Source organism: Streptomyces panaciradicis, assembly GCF_023516615.1.
In the GTDB taxonomy this organism is placed as follows: domain Bacteria; phylum Actinomycetota; class Actinomycetes; order Streptomycetales; family Streptomycetaceae; genus Streptomyces; species Streptomyces panaciradicis.
This window is the reverse complement of the sequence record NZ_JAMGBF010000059.1, coordinates 1-26,379: the sequence shown is the minus strand read 5'-3', so window position 1 is coordinate 26,379 and position 26,379 is coordinate 1. Positions and strand designations below refer to the sequence as shown.

25 protein-coding genes and 1 pseudogene are annotated in these 26,379 nt (G+C 70.9%); 10 read left to right on the top strand and 16 right to left on the bottom strand.

Annotation, left to right across the window (positions count from 1 at the left end; all coding sequences use genetic code 11):
• The first annotated feature begins 82 nt into the window (after window positions 1-82).
• Window positions 83-496 (top strand): VOC family protein, encoded by a 414-nt coding sequence (locus M8J74_RS20675; protein ID WP_249837850.1) that lies wholly within the window; start codon window positions 83-85, stop codon window positions 494-496.
• Between the two features lie 758 nt (window positions 497-1,254).
• Here the strand turns inward: M8J74_RS20675 and M8J74_RS20670 are convergent.
• The 4 genes and pseudogenes from M8J74_RS20670 to M8J74_RS20660 form a co-directional block, all read right to left on the bottom strand.
• On the bottom strand, window positions 1,255-1,641 hold the full coding sequence (locus tag M8J74_RS20670; protein WP_249837849.1) for a DUF1214 domain-containing protein: 387 nt from the start codon (window positions 1,639-1,641) through the stop codon (window positions 1,255-1,257).
• Window positions 1,642-1,817: 176 nt separating this feature from the next.
• Window positions 1,818-1,937, bottom strand: a pseudogene (locus M8J74_RS45025) (DUF1254 domain-containing protein); the annotation flags it as partial.
• 81 nt (window positions 1,938-2,018) lie between these two features.
• A complete protein-coding gene (locus M8J74_RS20665) occupies window positions 2,019-2,684 on the bottom strand; it encodes a hypothetical protein (protein ID WP_249837848.1) in 666 nt (221 codons plus the stop codon).
• 140 nt (window positions 2,685-2,824) lie between these two features.
• On the bottom strand, window positions 2,825-3,841 hold the full coding sequence (locus M8J74_RS20660) for a YihY/virulence factor BrkB family protein (RefSeq protein ID WP_249837847.1): 1,017 nt from the start codon (window positions 3,839-3,841) through the stop codon (window positions 2,825-2,827).
• A 550-nt stretch (window positions 3,842-4,391) separates the two neighbouring features.
• On the opposite strand from M8J74_RS20660, the gene M8J74_RS44850 reads away from it, so the two are divergent.
• The 3 genes from M8J74_RS44850 to M8J74_RS20645 all read left to right on the top strand — a co-directional run bounded on the left by M8J74_RS44850 (window position 4,392) and on the right by M8J74_RS20645 (window position 7,935).
• A complete protein-coding gene (locus M8J74_RS44850) occupies window positions 4,392-5,195 on the top strand; it encodes a glycoside hydrolase family 15 protein (protein WP_249837846.1) in 804 nt (267 codons plus the stop codon).
• Between the two features lie 160 nt (window positions 5,196-5,355).
• Window positions 5,356-7,035: a chloride channel protein gene (locus M8J74_RS20650; protein ID WP_249837880.1), complete on the top strand. Its 1,680-nt coding sequence runs from the start codon at window positions 5,356-5,358 to the stop codon at window positions 7,033-7,035.
• Window positions 7,036-7,170: 135 nt separating this feature from the next.
• Entirely contained in the window at window positions 7,171-7,935 is a 765-nt protein-coding gene (locus M8J74_RS20645; protein WP_249837845.1) for a DUF4142 domain-containing protein, read from the top strand.
• Window positions 7,936-7,965: 30 nt separating this feature from the next.
• Here the strand turns inward: M8J74_RS20645 and M8J74_RS20640 are convergent, their stop codons facing one another.
• The 5 genes from M8J74_RS20640 to asnB form a co-directional block, all read right to left on the bottom strand.
• The gene (locus tag M8J74_RS20640) at window positions 7,966-8,505 is read right to left on the bottom strand and encodes a MarR family winged helix-turn-helix transcriptional regulator (RefSeq protein WP_249837844.1); all 540 of its coding nucleotides are present in this window, start codon (window positions 8,503-8,505) and stop codon (window positions 7,966-7,968) included.
• 32 nt (window positions 8,506-8,537) lie between these two features.
• Window positions 8,538-9,260 (bottom strand): flavodoxin family protein, encoded by a 723-nt coding sequence (locus M8J74_RS20635; RefSeq protein ID WP_249837843.1) that lies wholly within the window; start codon window positions 9,258-9,260, stop codon window positions 8,538-8,540.
• A gap of 131 nt (window positions 9,261-9,391) precedes the next feature.
• Window positions 9,392-10,456 (bottom strand): YihY/virulence factor BrkB family protein, encoded by a 1,065-nt coding sequence (locus M8J74_RS20630; RefSeq protein ID WP_249837842.1) that lies wholly within the window; start codon window positions 10,454-10,456, stop codon window positions 9,392-9,394.
• Between the two features lie 68 nt (window positions 10,457-10,524).
• On the bottom strand, window positions 10,525-11,256 hold the full coding sequence (locus tag M8J74_RS20625) for a hypothetical protein (protein WP_249837841.1): 732 nt from the start codon (window positions 11,254-11,256) through the stop codon (window positions 10,525-10,527).
• Between the two features lie 107 nt (window positions 11,257-11,363).
• Window positions 11,364-13,205, bottom strand: a complete 1,842-nt coding sequence (gene asnB / locus M8J74_RS20620; protein ID WP_249837840.1) for an asparagine synthase (glutamine-hydrolyzing) — start codon at window positions 13,203-13,205, stop codon at window positions 11,364-11,366.
• Between the two features lie 412 nt (window positions 13,206-13,617).
• Here asnB and M8J74_RS20615 point away from each other — a divergent pair, with 412 nt between their 5' ends.
• Complete coding sequence (locus tag M8J74_RS20615) at window positions 13,618-14,406, top strand: SAM-dependent methyltransferase (RefSeq protein ID WP_249837839.1); 789 nt, start codon at window positions 13,618-13,620, stop codon at window positions 14,404-14,406.
• 15 nt (window positions 14,407-14,421) lie between these two features.
• Here M8J74_RS20615 and M8J74_RS20610 read toward each other — a convergent pair whose 3' ends face one another.
• Window positions 14,422-14,949: a hypothetical protein gene (locus M8J74_RS20610; protein WP_283948381.1), complete on the bottom strand. Its 528-nt coding sequence runs from the start codon at window positions 14,947-14,949 to the stop codon at window positions 14,422-14,424.
• A 1-nt stretch (window position 14,950) separates the two neighbouring features.
• Window positions 14,951-15,406, bottom strand: coding sequence for an ATP-binding protein (locus M8J74_RS20605; protein WP_249837838.1), 456 nt, complete (start codon window positions 15,404-15,406; stop codon window positions 14,951-14,953).
• Window positions 15,407-15,658: 252 nt separating this feature from the next.
• Between M8J74_RS20605 and M8J74_RS20600 the strand changes: the two genes are divergently transcribed.
• Entirely contained in the window at window positions 15,659-15,880 is a 222-nt protein-coding gene (locus M8J74_RS20600) for a DUF397 domain-containing protein (protein ID WP_058928632.1), read from the top strand.
• A 94-nt stretch (window positions 15,881-15,974) separates the two neighbouring features.
• Window positions 15,975-16,895 (top strand): helix-turn-helix domain-containing protein, encoded by a 921-nt coding sequence (locus tag M8J74_RS20595; RefSeq protein WP_249837836.1) that lies wholly within the window; start codon window positions 15,975-15,977, stop codon window positions 16,893-16,895.
• A 111-nt stretch (window positions 16,896-17,006) separates the two neighbouring features.
• Here M8J74_RS20595 and M8J74_RS20590 read toward each other — a convergent pair whose 3' ends face one another.
• The gene (locus M8J74_RS20590; protein ID WP_249837835.1) at window positions 17,007-17,825 is read right to left on the bottom strand and encodes an SAM-dependent methyltransferase; all 819 of its coding nucleotides are present in this window, start codon (window positions 17,823-17,825) and stop codon (window positions 17,007-17,009) included.
• A 261-nt stretch (window positions 17,826-18,086) separates the two neighbouring features.
• On the opposite strand from M8J74_RS20590, the gene M8J74_RS20585 reads away from it, so the two are divergent.
• Window positions 18,087-20,279 carry an MMPL family transporter gene (locus M8J74_RS20585; protein ID WP_249837834.1) on the top strand — a complete coding sequence of 731 codons (2,193 nt, stop codon included), beginning with the start codon at window positions 18,087-18,089 and terminating at the stop codon, window positions 20,277-20,279.
• A gap of 21 nt (window positions 20,280-20,300) precedes the next feature.
• On the opposite strand, the gene M8J74_RS20580 is transcribed toward M8J74_RS20585, so the two are convergent.
• The 4 genes from M8J74_RS20580 to M8J74_RS20565 all read right to left on the bottom strand — a co-directional run bounded on the left by M8J74_RS20580 (window position 20,301) and on the right by M8J74_RS20565 (window position 24,150).
• Complete coding sequence (locus tag M8J74_RS20580) at window positions 20,301-22,934, bottom strand: alpha-L-rhamnosidase-related protein (RefSeq protein ID WP_249837833.1); 2,634 nt, start codon at window positions 22,932-22,934, stop codon at window positions 20,301-20,303.
• A 201-nt stretch (window positions 22,935-23,135) separates the two neighbouring features.
• Window positions 23,136-23,309, bottom strand: a complete 174-nt coding sequence (locus tag M8J74_RS20575) for a hypothetical protein (RefSeq protein WP_249837832.1) — start codon at window positions 23,307-23,309, stop codon at window positions 23,136-23,138.
• Window positions 23,310-23,343: 34 nt separating this feature from the next.
• Window positions 23,344-23,700 carry a PRC-barrel domain-containing protein gene (locus tag M8J74_RS20570; RefSeq protein ID WP_058928630.1) on the bottom strand — a complete coding sequence of 119 codons (357 nt, stop codon included), beginning with the start codon at window positions 23,698-23,700 and terminating at the stop codon, window positions 23,344-23,346.
• 132 nt (window positions 23,701-23,832) lie between these two features.
• Window positions 23,833-24,150 (bottom strand): hypothetical protein, encoded by a 318-nt coding sequence (locus M8J74_RS20565; RefSeq protein WP_058927397.1) that lies wholly within the window; start codon window positions 24,148-24,150, stop codon window positions 23,833-23,835.
• Between the two features lie 298 nt (window positions 24,151-24,448).
• On the opposite strand from M8J74_RS20565, the gene M8J74_RS20560 reads away from it, so the two are divergent.
• On the top strand, window positions 24,449-24,964 hold the full coding sequence (locus tag M8J74_RS20560; RefSeq protein ID WP_249837831.1) for a GIY-YIG nuclease family protein: 516 nt from the start codon (window positions 24,449-24,451) through the stop codon (window positions 24,962-24,964).
• A gap of 170 nt (window positions 24,965-25,134) precedes the next feature.
• On the top strand, window positions 25,135-26,379 hold a 1,245-nt coding region (locus M8J74_RS20555; RefSeq protein WP_249837830.1), incomplete at its 3' end, for a PAS domain-containing protein.

Sequence of the window (26,379 nt, the reverse complement as noted above, 5' to 3'; positions counted from 1 at the left end):
TGCAGCGCTTCCGCGGCGGCCCGCTCGACGCGGTCCCCTCCGAGGAAGTCCACAGCAGGTTCACGCAGCCAGGGAGATCACCATGGAGTTCGTCTCGATCCGCATCATCACCGGCGACGTCGCCCGTCTCGTCGCCTTCTACGAACGGGCCACGGGGCTGCCGGCGGTCCGGGCCACCGAGGACTTCGCCGAGATCAGGACGGCATACGCCACCCTCGCGATCGCCGGTACCCGTACCGTCCCCCTGTTCGCCCCGGACTCCGCCCGCCCGGCGGCCAACCAGAGCGTGATCACCGAGTTCCTCGTCGACGACGTGGACCGGGTGCACCAGAACCTGGCCGAGTACGTCAGGGACTTCGTCACCGAACCCACCACGATGCCCTGGGGCAACCGGTCCCTGCTGTTCCGCGACCCCGACGGCAACCTCGTCAACTTCTTCACCCCGGTCACGCCCGCCGCCGTCGAGAAGTTCCGGCGGACGTCCGCGCCCGCCTGATCGCTACCGCCCGTGGCGCAGTACGGGGACTAACCGCCGCGCGGCCCGGTCGGCTACCAGGACGGGCAGGCGACCGGCGTGGCGGCGGGACGGCTGTGGGCGACCGGCGCCGCCACGGCGGTGGTCGCGGCTCTCGCCGCCGTCGTGGTCACGCTGCTGATCCGCGGCGTACTGGACGTGGCGGTCTTCGCGCCGCGCGGGGCGGGTGTGTGGGGCGACGCCACGTACGTTCTGGTTGGTTCGGCGGCATGCCCTCGGCCGGCCGGACGGCGTCCGTACTGGCCAGCAGGCTCCCAGGCAGGGCGATCGATGTGTGACAGGTGCCGTACACGCTGTCTTTGGCGAGAGCGGGACGCGCGGTTGGCTCTGTTTGCGAGAAGTTCCTCCCTCTGGGTACGCAGGTGCCGATGGCTGCGGCGGTCCGGCCTCGCGGGCGGCCGGCGTCCCTGTTCCGCAGAAGGCAGCTGACTCCGTCGACACGGGCCGTCGTGCCGCGCGAGGGCGTTCTCCCTCAGGTTCGGTTCCATGCGGAGTGTCCTGGTGAACCGTGTGCCGTAGCGGTCGCCCAGGATGGGAGCTGATGCCCCGTGGAGGACGATCGCACCCCCGGCGATCACGACGGCCCCGCCGGTTCACCACACTCCTCACGCCCGCCTCACGCCTCGCGCACAGAAGCGAAGCTCGACCCTGGGGCGGCCCCGGAACGATCTGGGGGAATCGTGTTCCGAACGTCTCCGGTCAGGGAATCGGGTGCATTCTCAGTCCGCGGGTTCCACGGTCGGGAAGGTCCAGGTGCCGTCGAGGATCTCGGGCCAGCCGTCCATGATGCGCAGGCAGTTGGGGCGCCCGTCGGCGCACCCTCCGAGGTTGATGACGACCGAGCCGTCCGGCTCCCTTCGCGCGTTGAACTGGTTGAGGACGCATCCGCCTTCGCTGCTGTCCTCGAAGTAGCCGTCAGCGTTGTAGAGGGAGATCGACCAGAAGCCGTCGACGGGTACGTCACCGACCACGATGCGGTACCGCCCGACGGGCAGGCCCGGCTCGACCAGCAGGTAGAACGCCTCGCTCTCGGGGAGGCCGGCCCAGCCCACCGCCGTACCGATGAGGTGCCGAACAGGGTCGACGTCCTCTCGGCGGCCGAACATCCGCTCAGTTCCGGGCAGGGTCCGGCCGAGCACCGCAAGCGCTGCCCGTACGGCGCCGAGGGAATCCTCGTCGTAGTCGGGTACGACGAGGGGTTCAGCCGACCCCGCGGACAGCCCCAGACCGTCCTGCAGGGCGTTGGCCTCGGCGACATCGGCGGGGCCGTAGCGCCTTCAGCCAAGTCCAGCACGGCGAAGCTGTACAGCGTGTCGCGGTTCATCCGGACCGATGTCTGCTGATCGAGCGGTGTCGGCACCCGGTTGTGATGCCACCGGTTGACGCCACCGCAGACCGCCATCAGCTTCGCCATCGCACGGTTGGATTCGGCCCGGACAAAGGTTTCGACCGTCACCTCGACCTTGTCACTCATGGCCGGTGTTCAGTCCCAGGGATCAAAGTTGTTCACCCCGTCGACGCAGCCCTGGTACATGTTGGCAAGGTTGTCGGAGACGATGTGCGCCAGGCCGTGGGTGGTGATGATCAGGTCCCGGTCTACCGTGCGCGCCTTGTACGTCCAACCCTCGGGCAGAGTGAGGCGCTCGGCCAGGCGGGGAAGCGCCGATTCTGTCAGGCTGTGATCCACATGATCGGTGAAGGTCTGCATCACCCAGGTGATCCCATCGGGCGATCTCAAGAGGAACACCGGACGCCCGCTCAGGAACTTGTACGTGTTGGCCCGGTGGATCTGCATCGGCCGGTAGGCCAGCGCCGACTGGTCCCGCTGCGGGTCGAAGTCGGCCGGCATCTTCATGTCAGCCAGGCAGTTGAACATCAGACCACCCAGCTCACGGGGATCGCCAGCGAGGCCGATGGTCAAGGTGTCCATCATCCAGAACCGTCTCGGGTTCTTCCACACCAGATCGCACCCGGTGTCCTTCGCCAGTTGCGCGGTGTCGATCGCCGCAAACGCATCGGCCGGGCACGGGCCGAACCCGCTGGTGTTGTAGACGAGGCCCTCGAACGCTTCACCCGCCCGGCTCAGCAGGAAGAGCTCTCCTTGGGCGTAGGCCCGAAGACCCTCCAGGTGCATCGGTGTGTCGGTCATACGGGCCACCCTTCTTCACAGGGGTGGCCACTGCACCTCATGACCCGCGACCGGGTGAAGCGGGCAGTACCCCGCGCAAGAACCGCACCGAGGTCACGTTCATCGGTGAAGAGGCAGCCCTGCGCGGCTGGAGCCGGGGCCTACGGCCCCTCCTCCCGGGGCAGGTCGTCGCCCGGCGTCCGGGTCGGCGGCTCGAAGCGTACGCGGACCTTCTGGAAGCCCTTGAAGGTCTCGGTCTCGGCGTACGACCGGTAGGCACGGCGGTCCCCCGGGCTGAGCAGCACCTGATCGGTGAACGGCGTGAGCAGGCTGCGCGGCCACAGGCGCATCACGCGCACCGAGCTCACCTCGGCCGTCGTCAGGAAGATCAGGGCCCCGAGATACAGCCAGGCCAGCAGACCGAGGACGATGCCGAACATGCCGTAGGTGGCCGTGGCGCCCCGCAGGACGTGCTCCACGTAGTACGAGCCGCCCCACTGCAGCACCTGCCAGGCGCAGGCGCCGCCGAGCGTGGCGCCGTAGAGCTTCCGCGCCGGGAGCCGGCGGTGGGTCAGCACCCGGTAGGCGAGCAGGAGCAGAGCGGCGTTGAGGACGGTCGCCCCCAGCGCGGCGGCGACCTGGATGCCGGTGGCGAGGCGGGTGCCGAAGACGCCGGCCGCGGCCTCGGCGGTGGTCAGCGCGGTGGCCACGCACAGGCCGACCGCGAGGATCGACAGGAACAGCAGGCCCTTGAGTCGTGAACGCAGGGGGTCCGGCCGCGCGTGCCGGGGCACCGCCCAGATCTTGTTGAGGGCGTACTGCGCGGCCTGGGCCACACCGAGCGCGCCGTAGAGGCTGCCCGCGATGCCCACCACGAGTGCGGCGCCGCTGGCGTGGAAGGAGTGGACGTTCTCGCCGATCTGGTCGCCGATGACGGGAAACTCGCTGAGCGCGGAGTCGATGACACGGTGCCGCAGTCCGGGGTCGCCGTGGAGCAGGGCTCCGAGGACTGCGACGAGGATCAGCAGCAGCGGGAAGAGGGAGAAGAAGGCGTAGTAGGCCAGCAGCGCGGCCAGGTAGGTGACCTGGTCGTCGTAGAACTTGTACACCACCCCGAGCGGCAGGCCCACCCAGCGGTGGCGTCGCTGGTAGGCATCCACGCGGGCCAGGAATCCCATGGGTCCGCCCAACGCGAGGTCAGCTCTTCTCCGTCAGGCCCGCACGGGCGGCGGCGAAGTGCTGCAAGACGGTGCCGGGCGCCCGGGCGAAGGTGACGTCGAGCGGCCCGAGGGCCCGAGGCTGTGCGCACACTTCCATGTTCCTCACCGTCCGGTCGCCGAGGTTGGCCGACACCTTTCAGTACCCGCATGAGTGCAGGTCAAGCGGTCGCGGGTCGGAAGAGTTCGCCCCACCGAGGTTTCCCGGCGGACGCGGCGGTGTGCGCGGGGCCGGCCGTCCGCGTGCGGGCGTTTCCGGCCACGGGACTCGGGTACCCCCCGGTCACCCAGTGGCCTCGGAGACGGAGCCGTGTACGTGACGGGCCGGGTCCGACGGCATGTGCGGATTCCTGGGCGGCGCGTCACCGACCGGAGCCGTGCTTCGCGAGGCCGCCGGGCGAGCAGGTTCCGGGCGCCGTCGGTCCGACCGGAGCACCCCGCCGGTCGGCACGAGCAGGGCGGCCTCGGGGCCGTCGTCGTCGGCGGCGGCCCGGCGCCACTACCCGCCGGGGTGCAGGCAGCGTCGCCGGAGCGGGTCGTACGGGGCGAGGCCAGGCTGCGGCTGAGCCTGGACGTGCGTCCGGGCTTCGGCGCGCACCGGATGGACGACCCTCGCTTCGAGGGCGGGACCTGGGTCGCCCGGGCCAAGGGGCTGCGGCTCCGGCTCCTCGGGGCACGGCACGCGTCGTGGGACCCCGGGCAGGGCCTGAGCGGCGAGTTCCACCTGCGCAGGGGCGAGGAGCACGATCTCGTGCTGGAGCTCACCCGCGGTGACGACGCTCCCCGTCTGGACGCCGGGGAGCTGTGGCGCGCGACGGAGCACGTGTGGGGGCACCGGATGCCGGACTGCTCAGGACTCGCGGCGCCTCGTGACGCCGGCCATGCCTACGCCGTGCAGCGCGGGCTGACCTCCGGCACGGACGCCATGGTCGCCGCCGCCACCACCTCCCTGCCCGAACGGGCCAACTCCGGACGCAGCTATGACTACCGGTACGCCTGGCTGCGCGACCAGTGCTACGCCGGCCTGGCCGTCGCCGCGCACGGACCGCACGAACTGCTCGACGAGGCGGTGCGCTTCACCACCGAACGCGTCCTGGCCGACGGGGACAGCCTGCGGCCCGCCTACACCGTCACCGGCGACCGTTCGTCAGCGGCAGCTGCGCGGCAACCTGCCCCAGGCCTTCGTCCACGCTCTGCTGCTGGAGTGCGCGGTCCGCCTGGCCTGCAACTCGGCGCCACCGGCACACCTGACGATCACGCGCTCACGCGATGGACAGACCCCTCGAAGCGGGCACTCTTGACACGTTTTGCATAATGCAAGGATAGGCGCTTTGCATTGTGCAAAGGTGAGAGAGGGAGCAATGAGTTCCACACCGGCGGCCAGGGACGGACAACGGCACGTGCCCAGCACCACGACGATCGGCTTCGCCCCCGCCCCGGCGCCCGGAGGTCTGCGCGCCGCTCCCTGGGGTCTGATGGCGCTCGCGGTCACCGTCGGCGCGGGGGCTGGGGTCGGCTCGATCGTCTTCCGCTGGTGCATCAAGACCTTCACCCACCTGCTCTCCGGCCATGCCGACTACGCCGCCTCCCCCGGCGCCGGCAATCCGCACCTGCCCTGGCTCGGCCCGTACTTCGTGGTGTTCGCCCCCGTCGTCGGCGGCCTGTTGTACGGCCCCCTGGTGAACCGGTTCGCCAGGGAGGCCCGCGGGCACGGCGTGCCGGAGGTGATGCTCGCCGTCGCCCAGCGCGGCGGGCGCATCAGCCCCAAGGTCGCCGTGGTCAAGACGCTGGCCTCCGCCCTGTGCATCGGCTCGGGCGGCTCCGTGGGCCGCGAGGGCCCGATCGTGCAGATCGGCTCGGCGCTGGGGTCCACGCTCGGCCGGGTCACGAAGGTGACCGAGGGCAGGATGAAGCTGCTCGTCGCCTGCGGCGCGGCGGGCGGCATCGCGGCCACGTTCAACGCTCCCCTGGCCGGCGTGTTCTTCGCCATGGAGCTCATCCTGAGCACCTTCAGCGCGGAAGCCTTCGGCGCCACCGTGCTCGCCAGCGTCACCGCGAGTGTCATCGGACGCGCAGCCTTCGGCGACAGCGCCTTTCTGAACCTGCCCGACTTCCATGTCGACCATCTCGCCCAGTACGGCCTGTTCGCGGCGCTCGGCGTCGGCGCCGCGGTCGTCGGGGTCGGCTTCTCCCGCTTCCTGTACCTGATCGAGGACGCCTGCGACTTCGCCTGGCGCGGCCCGGAGTGGCTGCGCCCGGCGGCCGGCGGCCTGCTCCTGGGACTGGTGCTGCTGGCCCTGCCGCAGATGTACGGCGTGGGCTACCCCGTCCTGCAGAACGCCACCGAGGGTCACTACGCGGTCGGCTTCCTGATCCTGCTGCTGCTCGGCAAGATGCTGGCGACCAGCCTGACCATCGGCATCGGCGGCTCGGGCGGGGTGTTCGCGCCCAGCCTGTTCATCGGCGCGATGCTCGGCTCGGCCTACGGCATCGGCGTCCACCACCTGCTCCCCCACTCCGCCGGCGCCGTGGGCGCCTACGCCCTGGTCGGCATGGGCGCCGTCTTCGCCGGCGCGGCGCGCGCGCCGATCACGGCCGTGGTCATCCTCTTCGAGCTGACCGGCGAGTACTCGATCATCCTTCCACTGATGCTCGCCATCGTCCTGGCCACCGCCACCAGCCGTCTGCTGACCCGCGACACCATCTACACCCTCAAACTGCGCCGCCGCGGCATCGACCTCGAAGGCCCCGCCCCCGGCGCCCCGATCGGCTCCCAGCACGTCGGCGCCGTCATGGAACCGCTGCCCTCACCCCTGCCGTCGTCCACGACCCTGGCGGACTCCGCCGACCTGCTGAGCCTGTCGGGCCACGGAGCGCTGCCGGTGGTCGACGACAGGGGCGCGTACGTCGGCGTCGTCACCGCACAGGCGGTCGCCGAGGCCCTGGCCGAACAGCCCGAGGCGGCACCGACCCGGGTCGGGCAGCTCGCCGAACCACCGTCCCCGATCACCGCCGACCAGCCCCTGGCCCAAGCCCTGCACACCTTGCTGTCCGCCGCCGGCACCGGCCTGCCCGTCCTCGACGACACACACGGCAGGCCGGTCGGATGGCTCAGCCACCAAAGCGCCCTCCGCGCGGTCCACGCGCCCGCCTGACGCAGCGACTCCGGACGGATCACCGACCCTCGGAGCCCAACATTGGCATAGTGCAAGCTTTACTCCGAGCAAAGGTTCTCTTTCCATGAAGGCTCGTACCAGTGGGCGTACGTCCCGTCCGCCCCAGGAGGCACGATGCCCAAGTCGCGCAGCACGATCGGAACCGTCTTCGTCGGCGGGGCACTCAGCGTGACCCTGGCCGCCCTGGCCTATCCGAGCATGCTCGGCGTCCAGACGACGTCCGCCAACCAGTCCCGCGTGATCACTCAGACCCAGTGGGGGCCGCTCACCGAGGCCGACCGGAACTTCGTCGTGTTCGTGCGCTCCGCCGGGCTGTGGGAGAGCCCCTCGGGAGAGCTGGCCCTGCGGAAGGGAACGACCGCGGCCGTACGCGAGGCCGGCCGGCACCTGGTCATCGGGCACGCCGCCCTCGACGCGAGCTGCCGCAGGATCGCCCCGATGCTGAACATCACCCTCCCCAACCAGCCGACACCGCAGCAGCAGGGCTTTCTGGACACCTTCAAGTCGGACACCGGCAAGCAGTTCGACAGCGACTTCGCGAACACCCTGCGCGTCACTCACGGCTCGATCTTCAACACCATCGCCAAGATCCGCTCCACCACGCAGAACACCCTCGTGCGCCGGCTCGCCGACCAGGCGAACGACGTGGTCCTCGACCACATCACCCAGATGGAGACGACCGGACTGGTCAACTTCAACCAGGTCAACGTCCAGGAGACGAGCCCGCCGACACTCCCCTCCAGCCAGGTCACACCCCCGGCACCGCAGCCCGGAGCACCGATGGTCGCGATCACCGTGCCCCCGGGAGTCCCCGCACAGGGCGTCACGACGGGTCCGGCCGACACCCCCGCGCCCGGCGCGTCACCGGCCGCCGGATGACCGGACCCACGTGGGGTCGCCGCGGCGTTCTCACACGTCGTGGGCGACCGTCTCGTCCATGCTCCAGCCGAGCGGGTGCAGTTCGGAGCTGTCGGCCGACGGCGCGGCCGGGGGCTCTCCGCCCGCCCTGTTGAAGGCGCCCAGCGCTTCGATCAGGGCCAGCCGCTGCGTGGGGCCGAGCCGGGCGACGATGGCCGCGATCTCTGAGCGGCGGCGGGCGGTGACGTCCTCGACGGTGCGCCGCCCCTCCTCGGTGAGCTGCAGCAGCGTCTCACGCCGGTTGTCCGGGTTGGTCTGCCGGTCCGCGAGCCCGGCCGCGATCAGCCGGTCGACCATGCGCATCGCCGTCGACGGCGCCACCTGCAACAGCTCGGCCAGCGACACCAGTTTGGTGGCACCCCGGGTGTGCAGCACGACCAGCATCCGGAACTGCGGGAGGGTCACCCGCTCCTCGACCTCGCCGAGGGAACGGGCCGAGACCGCCACCAGCAGGCGGGAGGCGGTCAGTACCGCCCTGGTGACAGCATCCACATCGTCCATGGCCCCCTCAGGGGTGTCGCGCTCCGGCATAGGTCCTTTCTACAGTGCCGGGCACGCAGACCTCAGCGGTAGTCGGGGTTGGGGGCGTCGAAGCGGCAGCCCGCGTCCCACTCCGAGCGCTGGTTGCCGTGGGCCGGGATGCCCTTGGCGCGCTTGAGCAGCGCGGCCAGGTGCATGAGGTTCCAGGTCATGAAGGTCGTGTTGCGGTTGGTGAAGTCGTTCTCCGGTCCGCCCGACCCGGGGTCCAGATACGAGGGTCCCGGCCCCGCCGGCCCGATCCAGCCGGCGTCGGCCTGCGGCGGGATGGTGTAGCCCAGGTGCTGGAGGCTGTAGAGGATGTTCATCGCGCAGTGCTTCACGCCGTCTTCGTTGCCGGTGATCAGGCAGCCGCCGACGCGGCCGTAGTAGGCGTACTGGCCCTCGGAGTTGAGCAGGCCGGAGCAGCTGTAGAGGCGTTCGATGACCTGCTTGGTGACCGAGCTGTTGTCGCCCAGCCAGATCGGTCCGGCGATCACCAGGATGTCGGCGGCCATGACCTTCTCGTACAGCGCCGGCCACTCGTCCGTCGCGAAGCCGTGTTCGGTCATGTCCGGATAGACACCGGGCGCGAGGTCGTGGTCGACGGCGCGGATCACGTCCGTCCGCACCCCCCGCGCCGTCATGATCGCCCGGCTCTTGTCGATCAGGCCCTGAGTGTGGCTCTGCTGGGGTGACGGCTTGAGTGTGCAGTTGATGAACAGGGCGGTGAGGTCGTCGAAGCGGTAGCTGTCGTCGGTCGCGTTCACGGTGACTCCTCGAGCAGGGGGCCGCGGTCCCTCCCGGGCAGGGACCGCTTCAGCCGCAGCTTCTCGTGCGGGTCTCCGTTTGTCGCGCTGTGCCGGTCATCCGTCATCATTCCGACCGATGTCGTGGACCGTCATTCGGTTTCCAGGCGGCGGACGTCCTCCTCGTCCCAGGTGCGGGTGTCGCGAGGCTGGGTGTAGGGCTCCCGCTCGGGCGGGAGGCCGCCGGCGATGGCCCGCTGCCGTACGGTCTCGGCGTCGAACTCCAGGCCCAGGAGGATCGCGAGGTTGCTGATCCACAGCCACACGAGGAAGACGATGACGCCGGCCATGGTGCCGTACGTCTTGTTGTACGAGGCGAAGTTGGCGACGTAGAACGCGAAGCCGGCGGAGGCGGCCAGCCAGATCAGCAGGGCCAGCAGGCTGCCCGGGGTGATCCACCGGAAGCCCTTGACCTTGGCGTTCGGGGTCGCCCAGTACAGCAGCGCGATCATCACGGTCACCAGCAGGACGAGGACGGGCCACTTGGCGATGGCCCACACCGTCAGCGCGGTGTCACCGATGCCGAGTGTCTGCCCGGCCTGGCGGGCCAGCCCACCGGTGAAGACCACGATCAGCGCGCTGATCACGGCCAGCACCATGAGCACCACCGTCACCCCGACCCGTACCGGCAGCACCTTCCACACCGGCCGGCCCTCCGGCATGTCGTACACGGCGTTCGCCGCGCGGATGAAGGCCGCCACGTAGCCGGACGCCGACCAGATCGCCAGCACGATGCCGACCAGGGCCATCACCGAGCCGACCCCGGAGTTGTTCTGCAGCTGTTCTACCGCGCGGGTGATGATGTCGCGCGCCGAGCCGGGGGCGAGTGTCTTGAGGTTGGACAGCACCTTGTCGGTGGCGGACTTGCCGGTGATGCCCAGCAGGGACACCAGCACCAGCAGAGCCGGGAACAGGGACAGCACCCCGTAGTAGGTCAGTGCCGCCGCCCGGTCCGTGAGTTCGTCGTCCTTGAACTCCTTCAGGCTGCCCTTGAAGACGGCACCCCAGGCGCCCTTCGGCATTTTGGCCGGGGTGTCGGGGGCGGCCCGTTCGACCTCCCCGTCCGGTCCTGCCTCCTGCGGCGAAGGCACCCGGGAGTCCGGGTGGTCGTCGCGGTGGTCCTGGTCTTTACGTCCCGGAAGATGCAGCTTCGCCATGCCTGACGGGTAACCCGCCGACGCCGCCTCAAGCAGGGGTATCCGAGCGGGCGGTGTTCCCGGCCTGCTCAGGGCCGTGACGTCTCCGGCGGATCCAGGGTGAACACCGTGATCCACTCGGCGTCCGCGGCGTGGTAGCCCAGGCCGACCAGGGCCTCGGCGACGGCGCGCATGTGCCCGGCGCCGTAGACGACGGCGATGGAGAAGGCTCCGGTGCGGCCCGCGTAGGCCCCGTCGAGGTCGGTCAGGGCCTGGGTCAGCAGCCGGTCGCGGCGTCGCAGCACCAGGTCGTCCAGGCCGGGCCAGAAGTCCGCCGCGGCCTCCTCCCCCTCGCTCATCAGGTCTTCCAGCTCGAGATGCCGGGCGAGCCAGCGGCGGGTGCCCAGCAGGCGCATCCCCGCGGTGAAGGCGGGGACGAGGGTCGCCACCATCGCGCGTTCCCTCCACGGCAGGCGCGCGTACCCCTCCTGGAACCGGGCGGCGCTCATGTCCGGGCACACCACCGGCAGTCCGAGCGCGTCGAAGTCGAGGTCCTGCACCACCAGACCCAGGCGTTCGTGACCGTCCAGCCGGCGGTACGAGGCGACCAGGGCGTCGGCACCGGGCGAGCCCTGCCCGACGCCCTCCGCGACCACCAGGTGGCAGGTGCGGCGCAGCCGTGCCGCCACTTCCCGGTAGAAGGCCGCCTCCGCCAGATGGACCATGGGGAAGAGCACGAAGACCAGGTCCGTCCCCGGCCGCGTGAACCGGATCACGGCCGATCGCACCCCGGCCAGCCCGGTCACCTCGATGAATTGCACGCCCGCCCCCTCCGGTGCCCGGCCCCTTTCCCTCCATCACGCGAAAGAGCCCTGCGGAAGTTGCCGGGCACCGGCCCGAACGCGCCCTGTGAGCGTGCGGCGAAGGGTCAGTCGAGCGTGATCTCGGGGCGGTACAGGTCCAGCCACAGCGCCAGGTCGAGTGCGCGTTCCAGGCCGCGCCGCCCGGCCTGCGAACTCACCGCGGTCTCCCGGTGTGCGACGCGGTGCAGACGGTCGCGGTCGACGAGGTCGAAGACCGGGTGGGTGGTCCGCGACAGCAGGTCCTTGGCCTGGTCCTGGAGCGCGACGGCGTACTTGGGGTCCTGGGTGGAGGGGTAGGGGCTCTTGACCCTGTCGTACACGGACCTCGGCAGCAGGTCGGCGGTCGCCTCGCGCAGCAGGCTCTTCTCCCTGCCGTCGAAGGACTTCAGCGCCCAGGGGGTGTTGTAGACGTAGTCGACGAGCCGGTGGTCGCAGAACGGGACGCGGACCTCCAGTCCGACGGCCATGCTGGCGCGGTCCTTGCGGTCGAGCAGGATGCGGACGAACCGGGTGAGGTGCAGGTGGCAGATCTGCCGCATGCGGTACTCGAAGTCGCTCTCCCCGTCGAGGCGGACGATGCCGGCGACGGCCGTGCGGTAGCCGTCGGCGATGTAGCCGTCGAGGTCGAGGGTGTCGAGAAGGCCGGGACGCAGGATCTCGGCGTCCTCGCCGAAGTGGCGGCCGAAGCGCACCAGCCAGGGGAAGGTGGCGGCGGCGCGGGCCTCCTCGTCGAAGAACTGCTGGTAGCCGCCGAAGACCTCGTCGGCGGACTCGCCGGACAGGGCGACCGTCGACTGGTCCCGGATGGCCCGGAACAGCAGGTACAGCGAGGCGTCCATGTCGCCGAGCCCGGCGGGCAGGTCGCGGGCCCGGACGACCTTGGCGCGGACGTCCGGGTCGGCGAGGGTCTGCGCGTCGAGGACGATGTCCTGGTGTTCGGTGTGGGCGGTGCGGGCCACGTCGTGGACGAACGGTGTGTCGGGGGTGCCGCGCAGGTCGTCGGCGACGAAGTGGTCGGCCTGGCCGACGAAGTCGACGGCGAAGCTGCGCACCTTCTCGCCCTGCTCGCCGAGCCGGCGGGCGGCGATCGCGGTCATGGCGGAGGAGTCGAGTCCGCCGGAGAGCAGGGTGCAGCGGGGCACGTCGGCGACGAGCTGACGGCGCACGATGTCGTCGAGGAGGGAGCGGACGGTGGCGATGGTGGTGTCGCGGTCGTCCGTGTGCGGCCTGGTCTCCAGCTGCCAGTAGGCGCGGCGGTCGATCCCCGCCCGGTCGACGGTGACGACGGTGCCGGGTTCGACCTCCGCCATGCCGTCCCAGACGGCGTGCCCGGGCGTCTTGACCATGGTGAACAGCTCCCGCAGGCCGTCCGCGGCGACGCGGGCGGTGGCCAGCGGGTGGGCGAGGATCGCCTTGGGTTCGGAGCCGAACAGCACTCCGTCGGGTGTCGGGTAGTAGTAGAAGGGCTTGATGCCCATGCGGTCGCGGATCATCACCAGCTTGTCGCGGCGGCCGTCCCAGACGGCGAACGCGTACATCCCGTTGAGCCGTTCCGCGATGTCCTCGCCCCACTCGAGGTAGCCGTGCAGGACCACTTCGGTGTCGGACTGGGTGGTGAGACGGTGGCCGCGGCCGGTGAGTTCACGGCGCAGCTCGGTGAAGTTGTACGTCTCCCCGGAATAGACGAGCGCCACGGTCCCGTGCGGGGTGTCCACACTCATGGGCTGCCTGCCGCCGGGAAGGTCGATGATCGCCAGCCTGCGGTGCCCGAGGGCCGCGTGGCCCTGGATCCAGGTGCCGCGGTCGTCGGGACCCCGGCAGGCCATCGTCTCCGTCATCGCATCCAATGCGGTTGTCTGCGCGCTCAGTTCGCGGTCGAAGGAGATCCAGCCGGTGATGCCGCACATGTGGTGCCTCCCGCTCCGGGTCCGCCCGGGCCGCCCTGCCACGTGGGGTTTTGCTCGCGCTACGACGGCTCACGGACAAACAAGTTGTATCTGCCATGCATTTCGAGCGTGCGCCGTGCGCACGAGGCGGTCAACACGGCTGTAACGTCACCCAGGCGCCGACCCCCTTGTTTTCGGCCCCACTTGGCGGACGCAAAACCCGTCGACGCCGGTGTCGCCGGAGCGGTCCCCACCGGAATCGGCCACAGGCAAAATCTTCTTCAGTTCCAGGCACGCTCCTCATCGCCCTTCTCAAAGGGCCCGACATCTGCCCTTCGGACGGCCCGACTCCCCTGCGGCCAGGGCGAGATGGCACGCGAGTACGATGATCGAGTACTCCGCCCTTTCTGACACCCGCCGCGATGGAGCTGCCATGACGACCGGCCCACAGTCCTCCGCCCGGATCGACACCGGCCGGCCGCACCCCGCGCGGGTCTACGACTGGCTGCTCGGCGGCAAGGACAACTACCCGGTCGACGAGGCCGTCGGGGAGCAGCTGCCTCCCCAGGCACGGGACGCGGCCCGGCAGAACCGGGAGTTCATGCACCGGGCGGCCGCGTGGCTCGCCGCGCAGGGCATCGACCAGTTCCTGGACATCGGCACGGGGATCCCCACCGAGCCGAACCTCCATCAGATCGTGCAGAAGATCGTGCCGGCGGCGAAGGTCGTCTACGCCGACAACGACCCGATCGTGCTGCGCCATGCCGAGGCACTGCTGATCAGCCACCCCGAAGGGATCACCGACTACATCGAGGCCGACGTACGGCATCCGGAAGGCATCGTCGAACACGCACGGCACGTCTTCGACTTCGACCGGCCCATCGCGTTGTCGCTCATCGCGCTGATGCACTTCATCACCGACGAGCAGGACGCCCACGGCATCGTCCGCAATCTGGTGGCCACGCTCCCGCCGGGCAGCTATCTGGTGCTGTCGCACGCCGCGTCGGACCTCTTCCCGGAACTCGCCGAACGCGTCACGGCCGAGTACGCCAAGGGCGGCATCCGGCTCGGCTTCCGCACGCGCCCGGAGGTGGAGCGCTTCTTCGACGGTCTGGAGTTCGTGCCGCCGGGCCTGGTCACCGCCACCGAGTGGGGACTCTCGACCGCGGCCACGGAGGCGGAGGACAGCGGCATCTACGCGGGCGTGGCCCGCCTCGGCTGAGATCCCGGCCGGGTCTCAGTCGGCCAGGGTCGCGGCGAGTTCCCTGGTGGCGTGGACGACTTCGGCGTCCCGATCGGCCAGGAGAAGCGGAATCACGCCGCGCTGGGCCCTCACCGCGCTGCGGGCCGCGCTCTCCCATTCGACGTGGTCGCCATGGAGACGGCGGAGCTTCGGATAGGCGGCGGCGATGGTCTCCCACTGCCGGGCGGCGGCGATGTTGCGCAGGAGCCGCAGGATCTGCGCCCGGCAGGCGGTCTGCGGGCGCTGCGCGAGGTCCCACAGGAAGGGAACGGTGACGGCGGTCGCCTGCCCGACGACGAATCCGTACTGGCAGATGCGGTGTTGCAGCCGCTCCAGCGCGTTGCGGGCGGCGGGCTCGTCGCCCGAGGCGACGGCGGCGAGTAAGAAGGGGATGGCCGCGGCGGATCCCGAGGCGTCCTCGATGTCGCGCCAGGAGATGAGGCCGACGTCCCGGAGCGCTACGGGAAGGCACTCCTCCCCCACCGGGCGCTGACCGCCGAGGACACCGGCTTGTGACGTCATGTCAGGCAGGCGCCTCTGTCGGCAGGATGGCCCAGACCGTCTTGCCGGCCGGGATGTAGCGGGTCCAGCCCCAGTGCTGGGCGAGTGCCTCCACCAGGAACAGGCCGCGGCCGTGCTCCTGGAAGGAGTCCGGGGTGTGCGGGCTGACGGGGACGGCGTCGCTCCGGTCGGTGACCGCGCACACCAGGTGGGCCCGCCGACGCGTGAGCCTCAGGCGCACGTCGGACCCTCTTTCGTCACCCGGCTCACAGGTACGGGCGTGCAGCATGGCGTTCGCCGTCAGTTCGGAGACGACCAGCAGGGCGTCGTCGAGACACCGGTCCAACCCCCAGTCGACGAGCGCGCGTTCGGTGAACGTGCGGGCCTGGCCGCATCCGGTGAGATCACCGGACAGGCAGAGCTGGACCGTCCTGGGTGCGGCGGACCGGGTGGTACCGGTGACTGCGGCCCGTCCCACCGGGAACGCAGTGGGGCCGGACCAGGGTGCTGGGTGCGCGGGGAGCGACACGGCATCTCCTGAAGTGACGTCAGGACGGGGCAGGCATGAAGGTCGGCGTCGTGGTTAGTATCCACCCTGAGAGCGACTCCGTGCAATTTCACGAGAAATTGCGCGCAGTTCCAGCCAGCCAGCGCCACTTGGGACAGGGCCGCCTCGAAAGCGGTGGCGACCGCGTGGCGCGACACATGCGAGGAGAGAGCGGTGTTTTCGATTCCGAACGGGGTGCGAGCCAGCTCACTGGACGTCCGCTGGCTCAAGAGCCGGCACAGCAACGCCGAGGGCAACTGTGTCGAGGTCGCGGCGCTGGCCGAGGGCGGCGTGGCGATGCGCAACTCCCGTGATCCGCACGGGCCTGCGCTGATCTACACGCCGGCCGAGGTGGCCGCGTTCCTCGCGGGCGTCCGGGACGGCGAGTTCGACCACCTGCTGTGACGGCACGGACGCAATCTCTTCGGCCGACGCCTACGGCAGGACGCGTACAGATGCGATAATGCATGCTGTTGCCCACTGCCCACTGGGAGTCAGGATGCCCTCGGAGTCACCCCGCGTCTCCCGCCTCGAACCGTACCTGGACCGCACCGAGCCCGCGCCGACTCTGCTGAAGATGCTGGTCGGCGTGCAGTTGGCGGGCTTCCGCGAGGACGCCGGGCTGTCGCAGGAACAGGCCGCCCGCTCCGTGGGGTTCAGCCCGGCGAAGCTGTCGCGCATCGAGGCGGGCAAGGGACGCAGGCCGCCCACCGAGGCCGATGTGCGCGCTCTGCTGGATTTGTACAAGACCGAGGAGTACGAGACCTCGGTGCTGCTGCAACTGCTGCGGCGCGCCGGGGAACCCGGGTGGTGGCAGCGCTTCGACAAGCGTCTGATGCCGGAGTGGTTCGACCGGCTCGTCGGCCTGCAGGAAGCGGCCGACTCCATCCGTACGTTCGAGATCCAGTACGTTCCCGGACTGCTGCAGACTCCGGCCTACACCCGTGTCGTGGTGCAGCGCGGGCTGCCCTCCGCACCGGTCCGTGAGGTGGAGCGGCGTGTCGAACTGCGCATGAAGCGTGCGGAGTTGCTGCGGCGTGCGGACCCGCCACAGCTGTGGGCCGTCGTCGACGAGTCCGTGCTGCTGCGCGTCCTGGGCAGCCGGGACATCATGCGCGAGCAGCTGGAGCACCTCATCGAGATGGCCCAACTGCCGCACGTGACGCTGCAGATCGTCCCGCTGGACGTGACCAACGCCTCCGCGCCGGCCATCCCCGTCACCTATCTGCGCTTCGGCGGACTCGACCTGCCGGACGTCGTCTACCTGGAGCACATCAAGAGCGCCACGTTCCTGGAGGACCGCGACGAGACGGAGCAGTACCGGGTGACGCTCGACCAACTGGCCGACGACGCCCTCGACCCGCGCCAGTCCCTGGCCCACCTGCGCGAGACGGCCGAACAGCGCTACCGCCTCGGGTGAGCCGAGGCCCGCGGCGCCATGGCGTCAGGTGATCCGCTCCACAGCGCCACGGCGTCAGGTGATCCTGCCCGCAGCGCTGCGGCGACGTGTGGATTCGCGGTCCGCTGACGGCTACCGGATCCGGCCCACTCCGCCGAACTCGATCCACTCCTGCGTGGCCTGGCGCGGGGCCACGTCGTTGTCGGGCCGCCAGGTGGAGACCTCCACCAGTCCCGGTTCGAGGATCTCCAGCCCTTCGAACCACTCCGCGACGTCCTTCTCCTCGCGCACCCGGCCCCAGTGGCCCTGCGTCGCCTGGTCCATGAACTCCGTGACGAACTTCCGGACCTCCGCGTCCTCGCTGACCAGCTGACACATCAGCAGACAGCTGCCCGGCACCAGCCGCTCGCGCACCCGGCGCACCACCGCGACGGGCCCGTCGGTCTCGCTGTCCGGAATGCAGTGGAACACCGAGTTGAACAGCACGGCCACCGGCTGCGAGAAGTCGATCAGCCGCTTGGTGTCCGGGTGGGAGAAGATCTCCTCGGTGTCGCGCAGGTCGGCCTGGATGACGGCGGTGCGGTCGTTCTGGTCCAGCAGGGCGCGGCCGTGCACCAGGACCATCGGGTCGTTGTCGACGTACACCACCCGCGAGTCCGGATCGATCCGCTGCGCCACCTGGTGCACGTTGTCCTGGGTGGGCAGACCTGATCCGTGGTCCAGGAACTGCCGGATGCCGTACTCCTTGGCCAGCACCGCGACCACCCGCTGCAGGAAACGCCGGTTGTTCAGGGCCAGCGCCCGTGTGCTGGGCACCACCTTGTCCAGTTCCTCGCAGGCGGCCCGGTCCACGGCGTAGTTGTCCTTGCCGCCCAGGTAGTGGTCGTACATGCGCGCGGCCGTCGGAACCGTGGCATCGATCTTGGTGGACAGCCGCTTCCCGGACTCCATCGTCTCCCCCAGCCGCAGGTCGCGCACCGAGGGCCCGGCGCGCCAGGCAACCCATCCTAGGGAGTGGGGACTTGACTCGGCCACCTCCTTGGCCCGGCTGCCCCCGCCGATGTGGGGGCAGCGCAACCGGCGTCCGGCCCTCCTCACGGGACCTTCGGCCCCCTGTGCGCGGCCGCGGCCGTCGCGAGGGTGGGGCGTGACGGGCACCGCGCGAGCGAACCCGGAGTGATCCCGTGCGGTGGAAGACCGCAGGGGGCTGCCATGACGCCTGGACACAATCTCGCCGCACGGCTCGGTGGCTTCAGCGCCCGTCACCGGGCCGTCGCCGTGGTCGGCTGGCTGGTCTTCGTCGTGGCGGCCACTTTGATCGGCTCCGCCGCGGGACAGCAGCGCATGACCGACCAGCAGTACGCCACCGGCGACACCGCCCGGGCTTGGCGCATCCTGGACCACCACGGGCTGCTGCCGCCCGCCCGCGAGATGGTGCTGGTGCACAGCGACACCGGCCTCGCCACCGCGGCCGGGTTCCGGACCGCCGTGCGGCAGTTGACGACCGGGCTGCGGGCCACCGGTGCGGTGACCGAACTGCGCGACCCGTACACGGCCGGTCTGGTCTCCCGCGACCGGCACAGCGTCCTGGTGGAGTTCTCCATGACCGGCCGGGCGAGCACCGCCTACGAGCGGGTCGATCCGGTCCTGCGCTCGGTCGACCGGGTACGGGCCGCCCACCCGGACCTGCGCGTCGAGCAGTACGGCGAGGCCAGCGGCGGCAAGTGGTTCCAGGACACCGTGCTCAAGGACTTCCACCGCGCGGAGTGGACGGCGATCCCGCTGGCCCTCGGCATCCTCCTCGCGGCCTTCGGCGCCCTGCTGGCCGCGACCCTGCCCGTGCTGCTGGCGATGACCGCCTTCTTCGCCGCCGACGGCCTGCTCGCCGTGATCAGCCACCGCATGCACGTCGACGACACGACCAGTTCGGTGGTGCTGCTCCTGGGCCTGGCGGTCGGCGTCGACTACTGCATGTTCTACCTGCGCCGGGAGCGCGAGGAACGGGCCAACGGGCGGGACCCGGCCACCGCCCTGCGGATCGCCGCCGCCACCTCGGGGCGGTCGGTACTGGTGTCCGGACTGACCGTGGTCGTGGCCATGTCGGGCATGTTCCTGTCCGGCATGCTGCTGTTCGACGGGTTCGCGGTGGGCACGATCCTGGTGGTGCTCGTCGCCATGCTGGGCTCGGTGACGGTCCTGCCCGCCCTGCTGTCGCTGCTCGGCGACCGGGTGGAGCTGGGCCGGATCCCCGGTCTGGGAAGGCTGCGCCGGCCGCAGGGCGGCAGCCGCGTGTGGGGCGCGATCCTGCGCCGCGTGCTGGCCCGTCCGGCCGTGTCGGCCGTGGCGGCCGGCGCGTTCCTCCTTCTGCTCGCCACCCCCGTGCTCGGCATGCACACCGAACGGCTCAGCCTGGACAAGCAGTTGCCGTCGGACACCTCCATCATCCGGACCTACCGGCACATCGGCGCCGCCTTCCCCGGCGGGGCCGGCCCGGCGCAGGTCGTGGTGGAGGCGCACGACGTGCGGGCCCCGGCGGTACGCGCGGCGCTCACCGACTTCACGGCGGCCGCCCTGCGCACGGGGCTGGTCAACCGGCCCGTCCAGACCACCGTCCACCAGCGGCAGAACGTCGTCGAGATCAGCGTGCCGCTGACGGGCAGCGGATCCGACGACACCTCACGCCGTGCCGTGCGGACCCTGCGCGCCGACGTGCTGCCGTCGACGCTCGGCACGGTGCCGGGGGTGCGCGCGCACGTCGCCGGTGACCTCGCCTTCTCCATGGACTTCAACGACCAGTTGCGGCGCAGCATCGCGCCGGTGGTCGCGTTCGTGATGACGGTCGCCTTCCTGGTCATGCTCATCTCGTTCCGGTCGGTCACCATCGCCGTGGTCTCGATCCTGCTCAACCTGCTGTCGGTGGCGGCCTCCTTCGGCGTCATGGTCGCCGTCTTCCAGCACGGCTGGGGCGCCGGCCTGTTCGGCACGCACGGCGTGGGCGCCATCGAGTCGTGGCTGCCGCTGTTCTCGTTCGTCATCCTCTTCGGGCTGTCGATGGACTACCACGTGTTCGTGGTGTCGCGGATCCGCGAGGCGCACGACTCCGGGCTGCCGACCCGGCAGGCGGTCACCCACGGCATCCGCAGCACGGCCGGCGTGGTGACCAGCGCGGCGGTCATCATGGTGGCGGTGTTCGCCGTACTGGCCACCCTGTCCATGCAGGACTTCAAGCAGATGGGCGTCGGGCTCGGCGTGGCCATCCTGCTCGACGCGACCGTCGTACGGGGCGTGCTGCTGCCGTCGGTGCTGTCACTGCTGGGCGAACGGACCTGGTACCTGCCCCGTCGGCTGCCGTGGTCGCGGACCGGCGGCCGCGAGACCGACGGCCCGGCCGCGCACACCTCCTGAGCGGCCGGGCCGGGAAGGCGGTCAGCTGTCGCGGCGGGCGGTGAACTCGTGTGTCCCCGGGCCCAGTCCGCGGATCGTGACGCTCGCGTCGACGACACCGACCCCGCCGGACGCGGCGTGGCGCCCGTCCCACAGGGTGCGGCCGCCGGACCGCACGCTCAGCCGTCGGCCCTCCCCCGGCAGGACCAGCGTGCCCCGCGTCCCCGTGGGGACGTCGAGTACGACGTGAAAGGTCCGTCCGGAGTTCTCCCAGGCGACCCGCAAAGGGCCGTGCGGAGTGGGCAGTTGGCCCTGCGCCCAGGCCACGTCCCCCGGATGCGGCCGCACCTGCCAGGTCGCGTATCCCGGTGAGGTCGGGACCGCTCCCAGCAACTGGTGGGTCAGGGCCGGCAGGACACCGGTGGACCAGCCGTGCGCCATGCTGGTGTAGGCGTCCTCGTACAGGGACCCACCGGGGCCGACGCCCTCCCAGTGCGTGATGCCGGGATCGTGCCCGTCCATCCACCCGTAGGTGCGCCGGATCTGGTCCAGCGCGGAGTCCGTGCGCCCGGTGAGGAAGCGGGCCACGATCTCCGGGTACGACGTGAAGGCGTAGACGCGCTGGGCGGCGCCGTCGAAGAGTGTGTCGTTGTCCATGAACGCGTTGCCGTACGGCAGTTGTGTCGTGGCGTCGAGATGGGCGAGGGCCGCCGCCGCGCGCCCGGCGTCGGCGACGCCCGCGGTGACGGCGAGGGCGTTGCCGTCCTGGGCGTGGCGTACCGGCCCGGTGGCGGAGTCGAGGTAGGCGCCCGCGTCGGCGTCCCACAGATGCGTGTTGATCGCGCCCGTGACCGCCTCGGCCCGCTGGGTCCAGCGGGCCGCGTCGGAGGCGTGGCCCAGCAGCCGGGCGAGCCGCGCGGCGTCCCTGAGGGCCTGGACGTACAGGACGTTGTCATAGGTGACCCGTCCGGTGCGGCCCAGGAAGGCGTAGTCGCCGTATCCGCCGGTGCCGTTGAGCCCCTTGCTGAGCAGCCCGGCCTCGTCGGTGACGCTCGGGTACCAGGTGTCCAGCACCTTCACCAGGTTCGGGTGGTAGCGCGCCGCGTAGGCACGGTCCCCGGTGTACAGCACGTAGTCCCAGCTGCAGGTGACCCACCACAGGGGATAGTCGAACAGCGGGAGGGTGTAGCCGGAGATGGACGCGGGGGGTATCCAGCCGTCGGCGCGCTCGTGGTCGGCCAGATCGGCGAGGACGTTGCGGGCGGCGGCGGCCGCGTCGTCGTGGGTGAGGTACAACGTCCGTGCCGACACGGCCAGATCACCGACGTAGGGGTCGCGGTCGCGTTTCGCCCCGTCGTGCAGGACGAGCCTGCCTTCGAGCGAGGCGCTCCAGGCGCCCCGCGGGTCGACGTCGTCCTGGCGGAAGGTGTCGGTGACGAGCTCGTTGGTGTACGCGGCGCCGTACCAGTAGCGGTTGAGGTCGTCGTCGGAGCAGAGGAACCAGCCGCGGTAGGTCGCGGGCGTGCCCCGGTAGGCGGTGAAGTCCAGGCTGACGGAGTCGATCTCGACCGTCCCCCACGGCTGCGCCGCCGGGGCGTCGGACGGCAGGGCGTCGAGGCTGATCCGCAGGTAGCGGAAGCCGTGCAGGCCGTCGGCGTAGACCTTGTCGCCCGCCTGGAAGCCCTTGTGGTCGGTCCAGTCGGCGCCCTGCGGCGGGACGGCGAACTGGTCGGTTCCCCGGCCCGCGCCGCCGGACTGGTCGGAGCGGGTGAAGTCGGAGCGGTCGGTGAGGAAGCGCAGGGTCTCGGAGAACGCGAGGCGTACCCCCGGCGCGTTGTCGGAGGCGGAGGTGAAGCGGATGCGCGGGTACCCGACGACGACCTTGCCGAAGTCGACCGTGACGGCGGGCGGCGGGGCCGGTGGTTCGACGGGCTCCGGCCACACCTCGTTGATCCTGGTGAACGCCCCGTGAGGAGTGTCCTGGACGGCGGTCACGGTGATGCGTACCCGGCTCGCCGGGACCGCGGTGCGGAAGGGCACCGCCCGCTGGATGACATCGTTGTCGGAGATCGTGGCAGCGGTCGTCCAGACTCCGTCCGCCCACACCTCGACCGTGAAAGCGGTGGGCACCCCGTCGCTGTTGGAGACCACCGTGATCCCGGACAGTTGCCGGGCCTCGGGCAGGGAGACGGTCAGGACGTCGGGGTAGGCGCCCAGGGTGTCGTCGTTCCAGAAGGTGTCGGGATCGCCGTCGACGGCGTTGGTGGCGTCGTAGGTGCGCGGTCGCCCGTCGTTGCCGTTGTTTCCGGCGTGCGTGGTCGACGCCTCGGCCGTGGTGCCCGCCGGCCAGCGGGGCGCGGGGGCGGGCTGCGGGCGGTGCAGCACGGTGCCGGTGCCGCCGGGTCTCAGCAGTGCGTCCGGGTGGCGTACGTCGCCGGTGGGGTCGAGGACCCGTTGGGGCCGTACGGTGCGGGAGGCGGGCCCGTGGACATAGCGCTGCCAGCCGCTCCCCGGGCGCGGGGCGCTGGTGGCGGTGTCCGCGCCGGGGAGCGCGGCGGCGGGCGTCGTACCCGGCGGACCGATGATCAGGGCTGCGGCCCCGGCACCCGCCGCGAGGACGGTGCGGCGGCGCGGGGCGGGCGGTTCGGCGTTCTCCGACGTGCTGATCGATGTCATGGCACCTCGTCCTGGAAAGCGGCTGCTGCCCCGGACCACGCATTGAAACGATTCAATCCGTTGGGGCAGGGCGACGCTATCCCATGACCCGCAGCACGTACAGACACCGCGCAGGCACTCGGTCCCGAGCAGTCCTCGTCGGTGCCGGGACCGTCGCCGGCCCGGCACGGGGACGACGACCCGTCCACCTCGCGCGATGATTCAGCGCGCGATGCGGTGCCTCCTGCCCCCGCGGCGGAAGCGCACGGCGACGTAGGCGAGATCGGCCAGCAGAACGACCACGCCGATGATCAGCAGGTAGAACAGGCCGTGTGCGGCGAATCCGATGATGCCCAGCACGAGGGCCACGAGGACGAGGAAGAGAAAGAGGCTCATCGGCGCTCCCTGCGGCTTCGGTGGATCACTGGCGTCAGCGGCGGGCGAGGCGGCGCTCGCCGCCGCTTCCCGGCACGTACTCGAGTTCGTAGTGGGCGAAGATGTCGGGCTCGTCCGAGGCGGGCAGCTCACCGTCGGTGTCGATCGTGGGGGCCTTCTTCACCACGTCCTTGGCATGGACGATCTTCAGATAGCCCGGACCCACGGTCGCGCCGGGCAGCGGCGCGAAGGCCAGGCGCCGGCGCGTGGGCAGCCCCACGGTCACCGTCGCGAAGAAGGGCTGGTCCGTCGCGGTGTCCACGTAGATCGCCTCCAGGACACCGATCTTGTGTCCGTTCGGGTCGACCACGTCGTGGCCACGCCATTCACGGATGTCGCTTGCCTCGAACATCATCAACCTCCGACTTGGGGGTACCCCCGACTGCGTTCCCGATGTCTTGCCGGACGGGACTCGCTCGACGTCCCGTCCGGCTTCTTGGACCCTCGTCGCCGCCGGCTGTGACGCCGACCGTACCTACGGGTCTCAGTCGCCGGAGTCGATGCCCGTGATCACCGCCGGTCCGAGCGGCGCGCTGCCCTCGTCGAGCCCGACGGAGTCCAGCGCCGCCTCCGCGTACCGGCGGGCCTCCCGTTCCGCCTCCGGGCCGCTGGCCGCGTCGACGGTGACGCGGACGGTGAAGGTGCCGTCGTCGTTGACGGTGAGGACGTCGAGATCCTCCTCGTTGCCCATGTGCGTGTGGTGCGGGTCCGCCGGGCGCAGGGCCCGGGCGAGTTCGTCCTGTGTCTGCTGCCCGGCGTCGCCGGTGAAGGTCCCCGGCACCGAGATGACGTACGTCGTCACTGTTCTCCTCCCTCGGTCCCTTTCCGTCTACCCCGCTCGGGCGTCAAGATCCCGGGCGTCTGCGCAGTCGCCGGCACCGCGGCGTCCGAGGCCGGGCGAACCGCACCGGGGTTTCGACCCCGATGGCCGGCATCCGCAGCCCACGAGCAGGGCATCCGACCCCGTGGCGGCGTCCCCCGATCAGCGCACCCCCACCCGCGGCCGAAGCCGGGTTCCGCCGTGCGACGGCCGTTGTCAGACCTCCGTGAGAGCGTGAGAGGACCGGCACCGTGCGCGTAGAGCCGAGGAGGGCCGCGTCATGGCCGACGTCGATGCGCAGTTCCTGCGCGGCCTGTTCGACGAGGAGGGCAGCCTGCACGCGGGCGGCCGGACGGCGCTGTACCGGCTGTACGGCCTGGAGGGCCTGCTGTACGTCGGGATCTCCGTGGCCCCGCTCACCCGGGTACGCACGCATCTGCGGGAACAGCCGTGGAGATCACTCGTCGTCGGGATACGGATCGACTACCCTGAGGACGCGGAGGCCGCCGAACGCGAGGCGGTGTGGACCGAGCGCCCCAAGCACAACGTGATCTTCAACGGCGTGCGACCACCCCCTCCCCCGGACCGCGTCGCCCGGCTGAGGACCGAACTCTCCCTCGAAGAGAGAAAGCTGGCGGAATTCGAGGCGGCCGTGCCCGAGTCGACGACCCACCTGCGGCTGATCGCTCGCGGAATCGAGGCGAAGCGGGCCAGGATCGCGAAGCTGCTCGCGCGGCTCGAGGAGGCCGTGGCCGCGCGAGCCGAGGTCCCGCAGCAGGTCAGGCGGGTGGAATGACGGGCGCGGACGGGGTGCCGGGCGGAGCGGTCGGCGACGGCCGGGACGGGCCGCGGTTTCGCCGTCCGCGGACCGGAGGCAGCATGGAAGTGCCGTAGGTCGGCATCCGGGAGTTTCGGCGTGGCCGGAAAGCAGCGCCTGATTCCGCGGTCGGTGGAGGTGGTGTCCGGATGACAGCCGAATCGTTCCCGCCGGAGGGGGATGCGTACGGCCTCGACACGCCCCCACCCACCCGGCTGCTGGACGTCCTGAGCGTGGCCGCGACGGTCGTCGACGCCGACGGACGGATCGTGTTCTGGACTCCGCAGGCCGAGGAGCTCTTCGGCTACAGCGCGCAGGAGGCGCTCGGGAAGTACGCGGCCCGGCTGTTCATCCACCCCGAGCACCTGAAGGCCGTGGTCAGACTGTTCACGGAGGTCCTGGAGACGGGCCGGAGCTGGGCGGGCGCCTTCCCCATCCGGCACAAGGACGGCAGCACCCGGCTGATGGAGTTCCGCAACATGCGGCTCCAGGACGATCTCGGGGACCTCTACGCCCTGGGCATCGCCGCCGACCACAACCTGCTCCAGCGTGTGGAGACCGATCTGGCGCTGTGCGAGAAGCTGATCGCCCAGTCGCCGATCGGCCTCGCCCTCCTCGACCCCGACCTGCGGCACGTCCTGGTCAACCCGGCGCTGGCGCGCATCGACGGCATGTCCGCCGAGGACCATGTCGGCCGCGGGCTGCGGGAGACCCTGCCGCTCCCCGACATCGACACCATCGAGTCGGCGCTGCGCCGGGTGCTGACCACCGGGATGCCGATGCTCGACCAGTACCACGTGGGCCGTCTCTCGGTCGACGCCGAGGACGACCGTGCCTGGTCGCTGTCCTTCTACCGGCTGGAGGACCCCGGCGGGCGGGTCCTGGGCGCGGCCATGTCGGTCGTCGACGTCACCGAACGGCACCGTGCGGCGGCCGAGGCCGACCGGGCCCGGCGGCGGCTCGCGCTGATCGCCGACGCCTCCGTGCGCGTCGGCACCACCCTGGAGGTGGAGGAGACGGCCCGGGAACTGGCCGAGATCACGGTGCCGCAGCTCGCGGACGTGGTCGCCGTGGACATCCTCGACTCCGCGCTGGCCTGCCGCCGCTCACGCGTGCCCGACGACGGCCCCGAGCTCTTCCGCGCCCTCGCGCTGAAGGCGGCCCATCCGTCCGAGGCGCTCCGCGCGGCCGACCCCCCGGGTGGGCTCGCCGCCTACGACGGGGACCGGCTGGTCACGCTGTGCGTGCACTCCGGCCGCCCGGTGCTGGTGCGGCACGTCGACGCCCAGGACCTGCCGCGCATCGCCCGGGACGCGGAGGCCGGGTCGCTGCTGGCCCGCGCCGGAGTCCACTCGTACCTCGCGGTGCCGCTGATCGCGCACGGCGAGGTGATC